Raw genomic sequence first — 16,181 nt, 5'->3', positions numbered from 1 at the left:
TCGGTCGTAGTCGATCTACCCCCGAGGGCCGGAAAGCAACCCTCCCCTGTGCGGAAGATGTGCTCCGTCTGTGCAGTTCAGGTCATGAGAAAGGGGCCCGGCGGCCGATGCCGCCGGGCCCCTTGCACTCTCTGCTAGAGCGCGCTGAAGCCCACCTTGCGCGCGGTGGGCTCGCCGAGCTCCACGTACGCGAGACGGTCGGCCGGGACCAGGACCTTGCGGCCGTGGTCGTCCACGAGGCTCAGCAGCGCCGACTTGCCGGACAGCGCCTCGGACACCGCGTGCTCGACCTCCTCGGCGGTCTGACCGCTCTCCAGAACGATCTCGCGGGGCGCGTGCTGCACGCCGATCTTGACCTCCACGGCTTTGTCCCTCCGACGGTCAGTGATGTGCGCGTTGCTCGCGCCGTACGCTGCACACATTAGCCCGGTGAGGGGACGTACACGTTCCGTCCGAGAACGCCATCAGCGAACAGCGGACGGGAACAAACGCGCCCGCCGTACGTCAGTGCTGTTCGCTGCCGTGCAGCGGGAAGCCGGCGATGCCGCGCCAGGCCAGCGACGTGAGCAGCTGGACCGCCTGATCGCGCGGCACGCTGCGGTCGCTGTGCAGCCAGGAGCGGGCCACCACCTGCGCGAGACCGCCCAGCCCGGAGGCCAGCAGCATCGATTCGGCCCGGGACAGGCCGGTGTCCTCGGCGATCACGTCGCAGATGGCCTCCGCGCACTGCACCGTGACCCGGTCCACGCGCTCGCGCACCGCCGGCTCGTTCGTCAGGTCGGACTCGAAGACCAGCCGGAAGGCGCCGCCGTCGTCCTCGACGTACGCGAAGTACGCGTCCATCGTGGCGCGGACCCGCAGCTTGTTGTCGGAGGTGGAGGCCAGCGCCGTGCGCACCGCCTCCAGCAGCGACTCGCAGTGCTGGTCCAGGAGGGCCAGGTACAGGTCGAGCTTGCCCGGGAAGTGCTGGTAGAGAACCGGCTTGCTGACGCCCGCGCGTTCGGCGATGTCGTCCATCGCGGCCGAGTGATACCCCTGCGCGACGAAGACTTCCTGGGCCGCGCCGAGGAGCTGGTTGCGTCGGGCACGGCGCGGCAGGCGTGTGCCCCGCGGGCGCGCCGCCTCTGTCTGCTCGATGGCTGTCACGCCGCCTCCCAAAATCGTCCACATGCGGTGTGCGCCGCGCCGCCATCGTACTTTTCGGTAACCCCCGTGTGCGCGCCGAGGACGCACAATTTCACGGACCGGACAAGGGCGATAGCCACGCAGAGGGCGGCAAAGGGGGGCACGGCGGTCAGTGCGTCCGCCTCCCTGTCAACGGTAGTCGTCCTCGTCGAGGGTGACGACGCGTGCCTGCTCGGCGAGGTCGGCCTCGTTGGCGCTGGCCGGGTCGGCGCCCGTGAGGGGGTCGTCGCGGTCCGGGGCCACCTCTTTGTGCTGCTCGGCGGCGTCGGCCTCCGGGGTCTCCTCGTCGATCCCGGGAGTCGTCTCCTCGTCCTCGAACGTCTCCGGATCCGTGGGGTCGATGGCCATGGCGGGCTCCCTTCCTGGAACGTGCTCGTACTCCCTGCGCGCTGCGAAGCAGGGATCACATATGGGTGCCCTGTTTCGAGCCTAGGAGACACCTGATCCGGACGCGATGCGATTCGGCGTGCTTTCGCGGCGCCCGGGCCCCGCCCCGGTACCCCGCCTCCTGTGACGGCGAACACATGAACCAGTACGTGATCGTCTCGTAACATTGCCCGCATGTCTTCGACCGAGCTGCCGTCCGTACTGGCCTCCACCGTCACACCGAGGGTCGGTTCCGTACGGGTCGCGGAGGGGGAGCGGCTGCGGTCGGTCGGCCTGCCGGGCGTCACCCTGACGGTGCGGTCGCGGCCGCCGGCCCGGAGCGGACTGCCGCCGGCGCTGTACGTGCACGGACTAGGCGGCTCCTCACAGAACTGGTCGGCGCTGATGCCGCTGCTCGACCAGCTCGTCGACAGCGAGGCACTGGACCTGCCGGGCTTCGGGGACTCACCGCCGCCGGACGACGGGGACTACTCGGTCACCGGGCACGCGCGCGCGGTGATCCGCTATCTCGACGCCTCCGGGCGCGGGCCGGTGCACCTCTTCGGCAACTCGCTCGGCGGAGCGATCACGACGCGCGTCGCCGCCGTACGTCCCGACCTCGTCCGCACCCTCACGCTCGTCTCGCCCGCGCTCCCGGAGATCCGCGCGCAGCGCTCGGCGTGGCCCACGGCGGCGCTGGCGCTGCCCGGCGTCGCGGCCCTGTTCACCCGGTTCACCAAGGGCTGGACCGCCGAGCAGCGCGTACGCGGCGTCACCGCCCTCTGCTACGGGGACCCCTCCATGGTCACGCCCGAAGGCTTTCGCAACGCGGTCGAGGAGATGGAACGGCGGCTGGCGCTCCCCTACTTCTGGGACGCCATGGCCCGCTCCACGCGCGGCATCGTGAACGCGTACACCTTGGGCGGCCAGCACGGGCTCTGGCGTCAGGCCGAACGGGTCCTCGCGCCCACGCTGCTCGTCTACGGCGGCCGGGACCAGTTGGTCGGGTACCGCATGGCCCAGCGGGCGGCCCGGGCCTTCCGCGACTCCCGGCTGCTGACCCTTCCGGATGCGGGCCATGTCGCGATGATGGAGTATCCCGATACGGTGGCCACGGCATTCCGTGAACTACTGGTCGACTCGGGCGAGCTGGACGGGTCGGCGGTCACGGACACCCCGGCCGCGAAGGACGGGGTCGGCAGCGCGAGCGCGGGGAGCTGAGGCGGGGCGTGGGACGTCACAGCCGCGGGCGGGCCGACAAGAACGGTACCGGCGGCAAGGCCGAGGAGAAGCAGTCCGTTCCGAGAGTCGTGCTGCCCCCGGCCGGAGCGGCGGCGCAGCCCCGCAGGGACGGGACCCCGCCCCGGGGGATGCCCCGGATGCCGGACGGCACCCCCGCGCGCGGAGTGCCACGTCTGCCCGACGGCACCCCCGCTCACGGAGTGCCCCGGTTCTCCGACGGGACGCCGGCTCGCGGAGTACCTCGTCTGCCCGACGGCACGCCGGCGCACGGCGTGCCGCGTTTCTCCGACGGGACACCGGCGCACGGGATGCCCCGTCTGACCGACGGGACGCCCGCTCACGGAGTACCTCGTTTCGGTGACGGCACACCCGCGCGTGGTGTGCCGCGGCTGCCCGACGGCGCTCCCGCGCGGGGAGCGTCCCCGGTGCGGGGCGGGCACCCCGAGCAGCACGAGATCGGGGGCGGCTGGGGCGAGTTGCGGACCGGGGCGCGGCCGACCGCCGGGCCCGGGTACGGCACGGCGCCGGGTCTGCCCCTCGCGGCGCCTCAGGGCGTCTCCCTCGACCTGCCGCAGGGTGCGCCCGGCGGACGGTCGGGGCCGCGGATACCGCCACAGCGTGAGGACGTCCGCGCAGGCGGCCCACGACAGACCTATCTCGACGCCTTCGACGAGGACGACGACGTCTTCGCGCCCGGCACCGGGGGCGTGCGCGCCGCCGGTCCGCCGGCCGCGTCCGCCCTCCCGGACGCGGGCGCCGGCCGCGGCGGGCCGGTGTTCCCGGAGACGGGGCTTCCGGAGAAGGGCAGAGGCGGCGGCAGGGGCCGGACGTTCGCGGGGATCGCGGCCGCCGCGGTCACGACCGTGCTGGCGGTCGTCGTCGCCGGGCAGGTCACCGAAGGGCGTGCGGAGAAGACCGTGCGCGCGCAGGCGGCCGGCGCCGGTGGCCGGGACGCCCGGGACTCCGCCTCGCGCGGCGACCGCCGTCCCACGCCCACCGGGACGCCGAGCGTGGCACCGCTGACGTACGAGCAGAAGATGGCGGAGAGGTACGCGCTCGGGGCGGAGTTCACGGGGTCGGGGAAGTTCGACGCCGTCCTCGGCTTCGACAAGGCGCCGGGCAAGGGACGCAAGTACACCTACCGGGTCGACGTGGAGCAGGGCCTCGGGCTGGACGCGGAGCTCTTCGCCGAGGCCGTGCAGAAGACCCTGAACGACGACCGGAGCTGGGCGCACGACGGGGCCCGCACCTTTGAGCGGATCTCCTCCGGCGAGCCGGACTTCGTGATCACGCTGGCGAGTCCCGGCACCACCGCCGACTGGTGTGCCAAGTCCGGGCTCGACACCACCGAGGACAACGTGTCGTGCGACTCGGCGGCCACCGACCGCGTCATGATCAACGCCTACCGGTGGGCCCAGGGCTCCGAGACCTACGGTGACCGGATCCACTCCTATCGCCAGATGCTGATCAACCACGAGGTCGGTCACCGGCTCGGCTACGGCCATGTGACCTGCGGCAAGGACGGCGACCTCGCGCCCGTCATGCAGCAGCAGACCAAGTTCCTCGACCACGACGGAATCCACTGCAAGGCCAACCCCTGGCAGTATCCCGGGAGTTGACACCGGCCCCGGAAGCCGCGTTGACATCGGACGAAAGTTCGTTCATATTTCTCCGCATGTCGCCTCGTCACGCCTCCGCTTGCGCCGCCCTTGAGCTGGCGCTCATCGGTGTGACCGCGCTCTGCGTGGCCGACATTCACTGTCGCTGACGCCCGCCCCCGGCGCGTGCGTCACGTTCCCCTTCTTCGGGTTCCGTCTGTCCTTCACGGCCGTTCTCTCGACGCGCACTTCGACGCCCGGGGCGAGCTCTGCACATGTTCGTCTCACTCTGTGTCGTTTCGTCTCGCCATACGAGACATTCCCCGAGAGGTCGTCTTCCGATGCGTCAACCGTCCCTCATAGCGCGCCGCGTGGCCGCGGTGTCCGTCAGCCTGGTCGTGGCAGCGGGTGCCGCCGCCTGCGGTCCTGAGGACAACGATGCCAAGGGCACCGGAGGCGGCTCCGAGCCGCAGAAGGGAGGCACGCTGACGGTCCTGAACGCCAACCCGCAGGAGGACTTCGACCCCGCGCGCCTCTACACCTCCGGCGGCGGTAACGTCCCCTCGCTCGTCTTCCGCACCCTCACCACCCGCAACCGCGAGGACGGCGCGGCCGGCGCCGAGGTCGTCCCCGACCTCGCCACCGACACCGGCCGCCCCAGCAAGAACGCGACCGTGTGGACGTACACCCTGAAGAAGGGCCTCAAGTACGAGGACGGCAGCGCCATCACCTCCGCCGACGTCAAGTACGGCATCGAGCGCTCCTTCGCCGCCGAACTCTCCGGCGGCGCCCCCTACTTGCGGGACTGGCTGATCGGCGGCGCCGACTACCAGGGGCCGTACAAGGACAAGAAGGGCCTCGACTCGATCGAGACGCCGGACGAGCGCACCCTCGTCTTCCGGCTCAACAAGCCCGAGGGCGAGTTCCCCTACCTCGCCACGCAGACTCAGTTCACGCCCGTCCCCAAGGCCAAGGACACCGGCACCAAGTACGAGGAGCACCCCGTCTCCTCGGGCCCGTACAAGGTCGTCAAGAACGAGAACGACGGCGAGCGGCTGATCCTGGAGCGCAACACCCACTGGTCGGCGGCCACCGACGCGGAGCGCAAGGCCTACCCCGACAAGATCGACGTACGGTCCGGGCTCGACTCCTCCGTGATCAACCAGCGGCTCTCGGCGTCCCAGGGCGCGGACGGTGCCGCCGTCACCACGGACACCAACCTCGGTCCCGCCGAACTCGCCAAGGTCAGCGGCGACAAGGAACTCGCCTCGCGCGTCGGCACCGGGCACTTCGGCTACACGAACTACATCGCCTTCAACCCGAAGGTGAAGCCCTTCGACAACCCGAAGGTGCGCCAGGCGATCTCGTACGCCGTCGACCGTTCGTCGGTGATCAACGCGGCCGGCGGTTCCTCCCTCGCCGAGCCGGCGACCACGTACCTGCCCGACCAGAAGTCCTTCGGCTACACGCCGTACGACCACTTCCCCGCGGGCAAGTCGGGCAACGCGGGCAAGGCCGAGGAGCTGCTGAAGGAGGCCGGTCACAAGAACGGGCTCACGGTCACGCTCACCCACTCCAACGCCAAGGACTTCGAGACCAGCCCGGAGATCGCGACCGCCGTCCAGGACGCCCTCAAGAAGGCCGGCATCACCGTCAAGCTCCAGGGCCTGGAGGACAACGACTACGCCGACAAGATCCACAGCGCCAAGACCGAGCCCGGCTTCTTCCTCGCCCACTGGGGAGCCGACTGGCCCTCCGGCGGCCCCTTCCTCGCCCCGATCTTCGACGGCCGCCAGATCGTCAAGGACGGCGCCAACTTCAACACCGGCTTCCTGAACGACAAGTCCGTCAACGACGAGATCGACGCCATCAACAAGCTGACCGACCTCGACGCGGCGGCGAAGCGCTGGGGCGCGCTGGACAAGAAGATCGGCGAGCAGGCGCTGACCGTGCCGCTGTTCCACCCCGTCTACAAGCGCCTGTACGGCAAGGACGTCAAGAACATCGTGATCAGCGACTGGACCGGCGTGCTGGACATCTCCCAGGTCGCGGTGAAGTAGTCAGATGAGTGAGGCCCTTGTGGTCTCGGAGGCAGCCGGGACGGATCCGTCCGTCCCGGCGGTCTCGGGGGCCCGACAGTTCTGGGGGCGGCTGCGTGCCCAGCGCTCCGCCCTCGTGGCGGCGGCCGTCGTGGCGCTGCTCGTCCTGGTCGCGCTCGTCGCACCGCTCCTCACGGCGATCGAGGGGCAGGACCCGACGTCCTACCACCCCTCGCTGATCGACTCGGCGCGCGGCGGCGTCCCCCTCGGCTCCTTCGGCGGAGTCAGCGGCGACCACTGGCTCGGCGTCGAACCGCAGACCGGCCGCGACCTCTTCGCCCGACTCGTCTACGGCGCCCGCGTCTCCCTCGGCGTCGCGCTCGCGGCGACGCTGGTACAGGTCCTCATCGGCGTCGTGGTCGGCGTCGCCGCCGCCCTCGGCGGCCGCTGGGTCGACCAGCTGCTCAGCCGCGCCACCGACGTCATCATCGCGATGCCGCTCATGATCGTGGCCCTCGCGCTGCTCGCGATCGTGCCCGGCGGCTTCCCGCGGCCCGTCCTCGTCGCGCTGATCATCGGGCTCGTGGCCTGGGGATCGATCGCGAAGATCGTGCGCGCGCACACCCTGACCCTCAAGCAGCTGGACTACGTGGCGGCGGCCCGGCTCAGCGGCTGGGGCTCCTGGCGGGTCGCCCGCCGCGAGCTGCTGCCCGCGCTCGCCGCGCCCGTCATCACGTACGCCGCCCTGCTCGTCCCGATGAACATCACCGTCGAGGCGGCGCTCAGCTTCCTCGGCGTCGGCGTGAAACCGCCGACGCCCTCATGGGGGCAGATGCTCACCGCGGCCGACGTCTGGTACCAGGCGGCACCGCAGTATCTGCTGCTCCCCGCCGGGTCGTTGTTCGTCACGGTGCTCGCCCTGACCGTCCTCGGCGACGGTGTGCGGACGGCGCTCGACCCGCGCGCCGCCTCCCGGCTGCGCGTCGGCACGGGACGCAGGCGGGAGGCGAAGGCATGAGCGCGGTCCCCTTCACGGCCGGCTTCGCCGGGTTCGCCCTGCGCCGGCTGGTCGGAGCAGTCGTCACCCTGCTCGCCATCACCGTCATCATCTACGCGGTGTTCTACGTCGCCCCCGGCGACGTCGCGCAGATCACCTGCGGCCCGCGCTGCTCGCCCGCCCAAGTGCACCAGGTGGCCGAGCAGTTGAAGCTCGGCGACCCGCTCTACCTGCGCTACTGGCACTTCCTCCAGGGCATCTTCGCCGGCCAGGACTACTCCACGGGCACCTCCGTGCGGCACTGCGGCGCGCCCTGCCTCGGTCTCTCGTACCAGAGCGACCAGCAGGTCACGCAGCTCATCTGGGCGAAGCTGCCGGTCACCTTCTCCCTCGTGCTGGGCGCCATGGTGCTCTGGCTGATCCTCGGCGTCGGCACCGGAGTGCTCTCCGCGTGGCGGCGCGGACGGATCAGCGAACGGCTGCTGACCGGCATCACACTCGCCGGCACGGCCACGCCCGTCTTCGTCATCGGCCTGGTCCTGATGATCGTCGTGTGCGGGCAGCTCCAGCTGCTGCCCTTCCCGCAGTACGTGCCCTTCACCGAGGACCCCGAGCAGTGGGCCTGGAACCTGCTGCTGCCGTGGCTGGCCTTCGCGGTGATCGAGGCCGCCAAGTACGCCCGGCTGACCCGCGCCGCCATGCTGGAGACGCTCGCCGAGGACCCCGTGCGGACCTTTCGCGCGTACGGCGTCGGCGAACGGTCGGTCATCGGACGGCACGCCCTGCGCGGGGCCGTCGCGCCGGTCATCGCCCTGAGCGCCAACGACTTCGGGTCGGCGATCGGCGGCGCCGTGCTCACCGAGACGATGTTCGGTCTGCCCGGCCTCGGGCGCGAACTCGTGCACGCGGTGAAGGTCGTCGACCTGCCGGTGGTCGTCGGCATGGTCCTGGTGACCGGCTTCTTCGTGGTTGTGGCCAATGCTGTCGCGGACGTGCTGTTCGCGGTGGCGGACCGACGGGTGGTGCTCTCATGAGCTCTGGGAAGACCGACCGGGGCCCGGTCGGGGAGGACCACAAGGCGGGGCCCGATGGTACGGGTTCCGGCCGTGACGTCCATGCCTCTGTCGGCGGTGAGCGTTCCGGCGGCGGTGAGCGGAGTGCCCTTTCCGCCGCCGGGGCCGACCCGCGTGACGGGAGAACGGGCGACAGCCTCGTCGAAGTCGGTGATCTGACAGTCGCGTTCGGGGAGCTGCGTGCCGTCGACGGGGTGTCCTTCCGGCTGGAGAAGGGGGCCGCGCTGGGCCTGGTCGGCGAGTCCGGCTCCGGTAAGTCCACTGTGGCGTCGGCCCTGTTGGGGCTGCACCGCGGCACGGGCGCGCGCGTCGGCGGGGTGCTGCGCGTGGCCGGAGTGGACGTGGGGGCGGCATCCGACGAGGAACTCCGGCGACTGCGGGGCGCGAAGGCCGCGATGGTCTTCCAGGACCCGCTCTCGTCCCTCGACCCGTACTACGCCGTCGGCGACCAGATCGCCGAGGTGTACCGGGTGCACACCCGGGCGTCCCGGCGGGCCGCCCGCGCGCGTGCCGTGTCCGTGCTCGACCGGGTCGGGATTCCGGGCGCCGCACACAGGGCCCGCTCGCGCCCGCACGAGTTCAGCGGGGGCATGCGGCAGCGCGCGCTGATCGCGATGGCCCTGGCGTGCGAGCCGGACCTGCTGATCGCCGACGAGCCGACGACCGCCCTCGACGTCACCGTCCAGGCCCAGATCCTCGACCTGCTGCACACGTTGCGGGAGGAGACGGGGATGGGGCTGCTGCTCGTCACGCACGACGTCGGCGTCGCCGCCGAGAGCGTGGACGACGTCCTTGTCATGCGCCACGGGCGCGCGGTCGAACACGGAACGGTCGGCGCGGTGCTGGGGGCCCCGCGGGAGGCGTACACCCGGGAACTGCTGAGTGCGGTCCCACGGGTGGACGAGCCGCGAGTGGGCGGTCCCGGTGCGCACGAGTCCCGGGGGGCCGGGTCTCGGGTGCGTGTTCCGGCGCCGTCGGTTAAGCCTTCGGCCGGAGCGCTGGGCACATCGGCATCGGCCGGGCCTTCGGGCGGAGGGGCGGGCAGGTCGGCTGGTTCCTCGTCCGGAGGGCCAGGTGAGTCGGTCGAGTCCTCGTCCGGTGGGGCGGGCACGTCGTCCGAGGCCGAGTCCGCGTCCGAGGCCGAGTCCGCGTCCGAGTCCGCGTCCGGTTCCGGTGGTGGGCCGGGTGCCGTCGGTGAGGTCGTCCTCGAAGCGGTGGGCCTGCGGCGCGAGTTCGGGCGCGGCAAGCACCGGTTCACGGCGGTCGACGACGTCACGCTGACCGTGCACCGGGGCGAGACCCTGGGCATCGTCGGTGAGAGCGGCAGCGGCAAGACCACGCTGGGCCGCATGCTCGTCGGCCTCCTGGAGCCGACGGCCGGCTCCGTCCGGTACCAGGGGCGTGCCCGCTCCGGCGTCGGTCCGGCCGTGCAGATGGTGTTCCAGGACCCCGTCTCCTCCCTCAACCCCCGGCGCAGCGTCGGCGAGTCGATCGCCGATCCGCTGCGGGCCAGGGGCGAGCGGGACGAGGACCTGATCAGGGGGCGTGTGCGAGGTCTGCTGGAGCGCGTCGGGCTCGAACCGGCGCACTACGACCGCTACCCGCACGAGTTCAGCGGCGGACAGCGCCAGCGGGTCGGCATCGCACGGGCCCTCGCCGCCGAGCCGCGGGTCATCGTGTGCGACGAGCCGGTCTCCGCGCTCGACGTCACCACGCAGGCCCAGGTCGTCGCCCTCCTCGGCGAACTCCGGCGCGAACTCGGGCTGGCGCTGGTGTTCGTGGCGCACGACCTCGCGGTGGTGCGCCGGGTCAGCGACCGGGTCGCGGTGATGAGCCGCGGCCGCATCGTCGAACAGGGCCCGGTCGACGAGGTGTACGAATCCCCGCGGGACCCGTACACCAGGCAGCTGCTCGCCGCCGTACCGGCGCTCGATCCGCAGGTCGCGGCGCGGCGCCGGGCCGCCCGGCGGGAACTGACCGCGGTCTGACGGAATGTGACCGCATGATCCCTTAGCGCGACGGAACGCCGACCGCGCGGGAAAGTTACGACCGTTCACCCCTTTTGGTGGCGCGATGGACAACCGTCCGTCGCGCCACCGCCTTGTCCGCATACGTTCGTCCCGCTGCGAGCCGCCGGGCCAACGGCGGCTCCCCATACGGGAGATCGGGGGTGCACTCGTGCGCATCGGACTGCTTACGGAGGGTGGCTATCCGTATGTGAGCGGTGATGCCAGGCTCTGGTGCGACCGGCTCGTACGCGGGCTCGGGCAGCACGAGTTCGACATCTACGCGCTCAGCCGCAGCGAGCGGCAGGAGGACGAGGGCTGGATCGAACTCCCGCCCCAGGTCAGCCGGGTGCGGACCGCGCCCCTGTGGACGGCCGAGGGCGACGGCGTGGTCCACGGCCGACGGGCACGCAGGCGCTTCGCCGACGCGTACGCCGAGTTGGCAGCGGTGGTCTGCGCCGGACCCTCCGGCACCGGCGCGGCAGGGTCCCCCGAGGGCTCCGAAACCGCCGACGGCGTCGAGGCGGACCGTTTCGGCAACGCGCTGTACGCCCTCGCCGAACTCGCCCGGGACGAGGGCGGCCTGGTCGGAGCCCTGCGGTCCGAGGTCGCCGTACGCGCCCTGGAGCGTGCCTGTCGTGCGCCCGGCGCACTCCGGCCCGCCCGCACCGCCCGGGTGCCCGACCTGCTCGCCGTCGCCGCCCACATCGAACGGGCGCTGCGCCCCCTCTCCCTCGACTGGTACGAGGACGACGGGCTCGGCTCGGTCGACCTGTGCCACGCCGCCGCCGGCGGCTCCGCCGCGCTGCCCGGGCTGCTGGCACACCACTTCTCCGGCGTCCCGCTCCTCGTCACCGAGTACGGGGTACAACTGCGGGCCCACTACCTCGCGTCGACCCAGGCACCCCCGGCGGTGCGGTCGCTGCTCGCCGCCTTCCACGGCAGGCTCGCCTCCGAGGTCTACCGCCGGGCCTCCTTCATCACGCCCGGCAACACGCACGCCCGCCGCTGGCAGGAGCGCTGCGGCGCCGACCGCGCCAAGCTGCGCACGGTCTACCCGGGCATGGACGCCTCCCGTTTCGCCGAGGTCGGGGAGAACCCGGAGGGCGCCGCCGGCGCGGACCCCGACACGCTGGTCTGGGTCGGCCGCATCGAACCGGCCAAGGACCTCATCTCCCTCCTCCACGCCTTCGCCGAGATCCGCAGGGAGGAACCGAAGACGCGGCTGCGGATCGTCGGCGCCGCCGCGGGTGCGGAGGGCACCGCCTACCTCGGCCACTGCAAGGCCCTGGCCGCGCAGCTCTTCCCCGACGAGGCGGAGGGCGTGCACGCGGTCGGCGACAACCCCGTGTCCTTCGAGGAGATCGGCGGCCCCGAGGTCCCGACCCTCGCGGAGGCGTACGCGGCGGGAGCCGTCGTCGTCCTGTCGAGCGTCGTCGAAGGCTTCCCGATCAGCCTGGTCGAGGCCATGTTCTGCGGACGCGCCACGGTCTCCACGGACGTCGGCGCGGTCGTCGAGGTCATCGGCGGTACGGGGCTGGTGGTGCCCCCGCGCAATCCGCGGGCGCTCGCCGAGGCGTGTGTGGCGCTGCTGCGCGACCCCGAGCGCCGTGAGCGGCTCGGCGCCGCCGCCCGCGCCCGCGCCCTCGAACTCTTCACCGTCGAGCAGAACATCGCGGCATTTCACGGCATTTACCTGGAGATCGTCTCGCACTCCCCGGTACGCCGGGTCGTCGTCGACGAGGCCGGCGAACCGCTGCCCTTCGGTGTCCCCGCCGAGGCCCACGTGCCCGGCCGCTGGACCGAGTCCCGCCTGATGGCCGCGGGCCGGCCGCGCTGGGCGGCGGGCGCACCGGTACGCGCCACGGTGACCGTCCCGGCCCCCCAGGTGGTCCCTGCCGGGGAGGGCGTGCGATGAGCGGAGCGGGCGAGATGACCGGGGCGAACAGTACGACCAACTCCGGCGCGTGCAGCGGACCGAGCGAGCTGGGGGAGCTCGCCGGGGGAGCGGGCGGAGCCGGTGGGGCCTCGGGTGCGGAGGAACTGCGCCGGTTCGATGCGGGGGCCGTTGCTCAGGGGCTCAGCGGACTTGGTGGGGTTACGGCAGAGGACTTGGCGGAGGACGCCGGTGGGTTCGGTGAGGCGGTAGCTCCGGAAGGGCTGGGGCTGCTCGGCGGGGGCCAGGTTGCCGACGGGCTCGGCGGGCTCGCTGGGCTCGGTGCTGCGGAAGTGGCTGCGGCGACCGGTGGGTTCCGTGAGGCGGTAGCTCTGGAAGGGCCGGGTCGGCTCGGTGGGGGCCAGGTTGCTGACGGGCTCGGGGGACTTGGTGGGCTTGGTGGGCTCGATGCAGCGGAAGTGGCTGAGGCGACCGGTGACTTCGGTGAGGTCGTAGGGACGGCGCCGTTCGGTCGGCCTGGCGGGGGCCAGGTTGCCGACGGGCTCGGCGGGCTTGGTGCTGCGGAGGTGACTGGGGAGCCCGGTGGGTTCGGTGAGGCAGTACCTCTGGAGACGCTTGGTCCGCTCGAAACGGCGGGCCATGTCGTCGAAGCCGATTCGGTCGCCGGGCTCGAAGGCCCGACCGGAGTCGGCGGCGGCGCCGGAGTGCGCGGACGCGCCGGGCTAGACGGGCACGCCGGAGTCGGAGTGGGCGCCGAAGCCGCGTCGGGTGCCGGAGCCGAAGGCCGCGCCGGAGTGAGCGGCGGCGCCGGGCTCCGTGGGGGCCTCGGTGTGGCGCAGCGGGCCGTGAGCCGTCGGGGTGCCGTCGACCCCGTGAAGGCCCTGATGCACCGGCACCGCGAACTCTGCGAACGCGCCGTCGACCCGCTGGAGATCGCCGCCGGCCTGGAGGCGCACGGCGTGACCGACCGGACCGCCGCCCGCTTCCGGCACCGGGACGTGTTCTCGCTGGCGGAGGAGATGTACGCCCGCGTGCCCCGCGACGGGGAGCCGACCGCACGGCCCGAGACGGCCGACGCTCCCGGCGCCCCCGCCCGCTGGGCCGTGCTCGCCCTGCTCCCGGGCGCCCTCTGCGCGGCGACCGTCGCAGGACTGCGCCTCACCGAGGGGCAGCCGCGCCTCGCCGTGGCCGCCGCCGGTGTCCTGGCCGTCGCGATCGGCCTGCGGGCGGCCCTGCGCCGGGGACCCCTCAGGGCCCCTGACCGCAACTCCTCCCGCGCTTGGATCTGCTGGCTCCTCACGTACGCACTGGTCGGCGACGGACTGCTCGACGCCGGCATCGAGGGCGGCCCCGACGGGCCCTGGCCCCTGGCCGTCGCACCCGTCCTGGCCCTCACCCTGTCCTGCGCCCCGGCGGCCTGGTGCGCCCACCTCTTCGCCGTACGCGCCCGGCGCCGGCTCACCGCGAGCCGCGGCCTGGAGGAGTTCGCCGACTCCGTGAAGCCCCTGCTCCTGGGTACATTCGGGCTCTTCCTCTGCTCCGTCGGCGTCCTGCTCGCCGTGTGCGGGGCTCTGCTCGGCGAGCCCGCCGCGTACGCCGGAGCCGGCGCCCTCGGAGCACTGCTCCTCCTCGCCCGGCTCCTGACCGCGCACGGCTTCACCCACGCCCCGGCCGTCGTGCTCGCCGCGGCGGGCGCGGCCGAGGCGACCGCCCTGTCGTCCGTCTTCGCCGGCCGCCTCCCCGGCTGCTCCCTCCTTTCGGTACCGGTCGAGGCCGTCGTCGCCGCGGGGGGACCCGGGGCCGTCCCGGCGGCCGTGTGCGGGACGGCGGCCCTCGTCCTCCTGATCCACGCCACCCGCACCCTGACCCGCGCCTCGGCCCACGCGACACCGGCCGGAGCGACACCGTGAGGCCGGCTTCCGGCCCGAGCACCCCCTTGTCTCCCGCGGGGCCGACACCGCGGGCCTTACTCCCGATCCACGGCACCACCCCTGAAGGAGAACGCCAGATGATCACCTCCCGAACCGGAGAGTCCGCCCCGGGAGCCGCCCGATGAGGGTCCTGCTGATCGGAGCCAACGGATATCTCGGCCGCTTCGTCGCCGACCGGCTGCTCGCCGACCCGGCCGTCCAGCTCACCGCGCTCGGCCGCGGCGACGACGCCGACGTACGGTTCGACCTCGCCTCGGGCAGCCCCGGCGCCCTCACCCGCTTCCTGGACGCGGTGCACCCCGGAGTCGTCGTCAACTGCGCCGGCGCCACCCGCGGCGGCGCCCGCGAACTCACCCGGCACAACACCGTCGCCGTCGCCACCGTGTGCGAGGCCCTGCGCCGTAGCGGCTGTGGGGCACGGCTCGTACAGCTCGGTTGCGGCGCCGAGTACGGGCCGAGCCAGCCCGGCTCCTCCACGGCCGAGGACGCCGTACCGCGCCCCGGCGGTCCGTACGGCGTCAGCAAACTCGCCGCCACCGAACTGGTCCTCGGCTCCGGTCTGGACGCCGTCGTCCTCCGAGTCTTCTCGCCCGCGGGCCCCGGCACCCCCGCCGGGTCCCCCCTCGGCCGCCTCGCCGAGGCCATGCGCCGCGCCATGCAGTCCGGCGACGGCGAACTCAAGCTCGGCGGACTCGGCGTCCAGCGCGACTTCATCGACGTCCGCGACGTCGCCCGCGCCGTCCACGCCGCCTCCCTCTCCGCCGCCCAGGGCGTCATCAACATCGGCTCGGGACGCGCCGTCCGCCTCCGCGACGCCGCCGCCGTCCTCGCACGGGTGGCCGGATACGGCGGGGCGCTGCACGAGCTCGACGGACCGCCCGGCCCACTGCGGCCGTCCATCGTGCATCCCCGCAACGAACCCGACCACGTGCCGGCCGCCGCCTTCCCGTACCCGGACGGCTGCGGCAGCTGGCAGCAGGCCGACGTCCGCACCGCGCGCGACCGGCTCGGCTGGCGTCCCCGCATCAACCTCGAGGAATCCCTCGCCGACATCTGGATGGAGGCGGCATGCCGTATCTGACCCGCTCCGCGGCGGGCACCGCACGCACCGGTCTGGGCGTCGGCTTCGGCATCCCCGGCTACGCGCACCCCCTCGTCGCCCCGCTCGAATGGGGTGAGCTCGCCCGCCCCGGCACCCCCTTGCACTGGGTCGTCCTGAACGTCGCCGACGGGCCCGGCACCCGCCCCGACCCGCGCTGCCTGGAGGCGACGGGACGGCTGCGCAACGCCGGAGTCCGCGTCCTGGGGCATCTGGACGCCGCCTACGGCGCCCGCACCTTCGGGGAACTCGTCTCCGACGCGCACCGCTACCTCGACTGGTACAAGGCCGACGGCTTCTACCTGGACCGCTGTCCCACCGAGCGCACCGCGCTTCCCGAGATCCGCCGCACCGTGACCACACTGCGTGCGCTGCGCGACAAAGCTCACATCGTCTTCGGCCACGGCACGCACCCCTACCCCGGATACGCCGAGAACGCCGACCAGTTGGTGACCTTCTCCGGCCCCTGGACCGACTACCGCTGGTCGCAGGTGGCCGAGTGGACGGCCGACTATCCGCCCGAGCGCTTCTGCCACTTCGTGCACGGCGTACCCCGCGGTCACCTGGAGGAGGCCCTGCGCATCGCCCGCTGGCAGGGCGCGTCGACGATCTACTTCACCGACCGCCTCGACCACGGCGGCCGCGCCGACCCCTACGCGAGCATGCCCGGCTACTGGGACGAGATCGTCTCGCGAGTCGGAACGGGTGTCTCGGAATGAAGAAGGGCGTGGCAGTGTTACGGGGAGAA

At 72.7% G+C, this 16,181-nt stretch carries 14 protein-coding genes; 11 read left to right on the top strand and 3 right to left on the bottom strand.

Annotation, left to right across the window (positions count from 1 at the left end; all coding sequences use genetic code 11):
- Positions 1-134 precede the first annotated feature (134 nt).
- The 3 genes from ACZ4VA_RS29570 to ACZ4VA_RS29560 all read right to left on the bottom strand — a co-directional run bounded on the left by ACZ4VA_RS29570 (position 135) and on the right by ACZ4VA_RS29560 (position 1,533).
- On the bottom strand, positions 135-362 hold the full coding sequence (locus ACZ4VA_RS29570; RefSeq protein ID WP_355787774.1) for a DUF3107 domain-containing protein: 228 nt from the start codon (positions 360-362) through the stop codon (positions 135-137).
- A 142-nt stretch (positions 363-504) separates the two neighbouring features.
- The gene (locus tag ACZ4VA_RS29565) at positions 505-1,146 is read right to left on the bottom strand and encodes a TetR/AcrR family transcriptional regulator (RefSeq protein ID WP_355787771.1); all 642 of its coding nucleotides are present in this window, start codon (positions 1,144-1,146) and stop codon (positions 505-507) included.
- A gap of 168 nt (positions 1,147-1,314) precedes the next feature.
- Complete coding sequence (locus tag ACZ4VA_RS29560; RefSeq protein WP_355787768.1) at positions 1,315-1,533, bottom strand: hypothetical protein; 219 nt, start codon at positions 1,531-1,533, stop codon at positions 1,315-1,317.
- 213 nt (positions 1,534-1,746) lie between these two features.
- Here ACZ4VA_RS29560 and ACZ4VA_RS29555 point away from each other — a divergent pair, with 213 nt between their 5' ends.
- From ACZ4VA_RS29555 to ACZ4VA_RS29505, 11 genes are all read left to right on the top strand, one after another.
- Positions 1,747-2,772: an alpha/beta fold hydrolase gene (locus ACZ4VA_RS29555; RefSeq protein ID WP_355787765.1), complete on the top strand. Its 1,026-nt coding sequence runs from the start codon at positions 1,747-1,749 to the stop codon at positions 2,770-2,772.
- A 149-nt stretch (positions 2,773-2,921) separates the two neighbouring features.
- Positions 2,922-4,412 carry a DUF3152 domain-containing protein gene (locus ACZ4VA_RS29550; protein WP_468083242.1) on the top strand — a complete coding sequence of 497 codons (1,491 nt, stop codon included), beginning with the start codon at positions 2,922-2,924 and terminating at the stop codon, positions 4,410-4,412.
- Between the two features lie 56 nt (positions 4,413-4,468).
- Positions 4,469-4,561, top strand: a complete 93-nt coding sequence (locus ACZ4VA_RS29545) for an Ms4533A family Cys-rich leader peptide (RefSeq protein WP_355781599.1) — start codon at positions 4,469-4,471, stop codon at positions 4,559-4,561.
- Between the two features lie 171 nt (positions 4,562-4,732).
- Positions 4,733-6,451, top strand: a complete 1,719-nt coding sequence (locus ACZ4VA_RS29540; protein WP_355781596.1) for an ABC transporter substrate-binding protein — start codon at positions 4,733-4,735, stop codon at positions 6,449-6,451.
- Positions 6,452-6,455: 4 nt separating this feature from the next.
- Positions 6,456-7,448: an ABC transporter permease gene (locus ACZ4VA_RS29535; RefSeq protein ID WP_468083102.1), complete on the top strand. Its 993-nt coding sequence runs from the start codon at positions 6,456-6,458 to the stop codon at positions 7,446-7,448.
- Entirely contained in the window at positions 7,445-8,461 is a 1,017-nt protein-coding gene (locus ACZ4VA_RS29530; protein WP_468083100.1) for an ABC transporter permease, read from the top strand. Before ACZ4VA_RS29535 ends, ACZ4VA_RS29530 begins: the two co-directional genes overlap by 4 nt.
- Entirely contained in the window at positions 8,458-10,488 is a 2,031-nt protein-coding gene (locus ACZ4VA_RS29525; protein ID WP_468083098.1) for a dipeptide ABC transporter ATP-binding protein, read from the top strand. The genes ACZ4VA_RS29530 and ACZ4VA_RS29525 overlap by 4 nt, the downstream gene beginning before the upstream one ends.
- A gap of 190 nt (positions 10,489-10,678) precedes the next feature.
- Positions 10,679-12,424, top strand: coding sequence for a DUF3492 domain-containing protein (locus tag ACZ4VA_RS29520; protein WP_468083096.1), 1,746 nt, complete (start codon positions 10,679-10,681; stop codon positions 12,422-12,424).
- A gap of 773 nt (positions 12,425-13,197) precedes the next feature.
- Entirely contained in the window at positions 13,198-14,313 is a 1,116-nt protein-coding gene (locus tag ACZ4VA_RS29515) for a hypothetical protein (RefSeq protein ID WP_468083240.1), read from the top strand.
- 142 nt (positions 14,314-14,455) lie between these two features.
- Positions 14,456-15,415: an NAD-dependent epimerase/dehydratase family protein gene (locus tag ACZ4VA_RS29510; RefSeq protein WP_355782285.1), complete on the top strand. Its 960-nt coding sequence runs from the start codon at positions 14,456-14,458 to the stop codon at positions 15,413-15,415.
- On the top strand, positions 15,403-16,152 hold the full coding sequence (locus ACZ4VA_RS29505) for a spherulation-specific family 4 protein (RefSeq protein ID WP_355782288.1): 750 nt from the start codon (positions 15,403-15,405) through the stop codon (positions 16,150-16,152). Before ACZ4VA_RS29510 ends, ACZ4VA_RS29505 begins: the two co-directional genes overlap by 13 nt.
- Positions 16,153-16,181: the final 29 nt, after the last annotated feature.

It is taken from the genome of Streptomyces sp. NPDC028308, assembly GCF_055565855.1.
The sequence above is the reverse complement of the archived record's forward strand: the minus strand, read 5'-3'. Positions and strand labels throughout refer to the sequence as shown.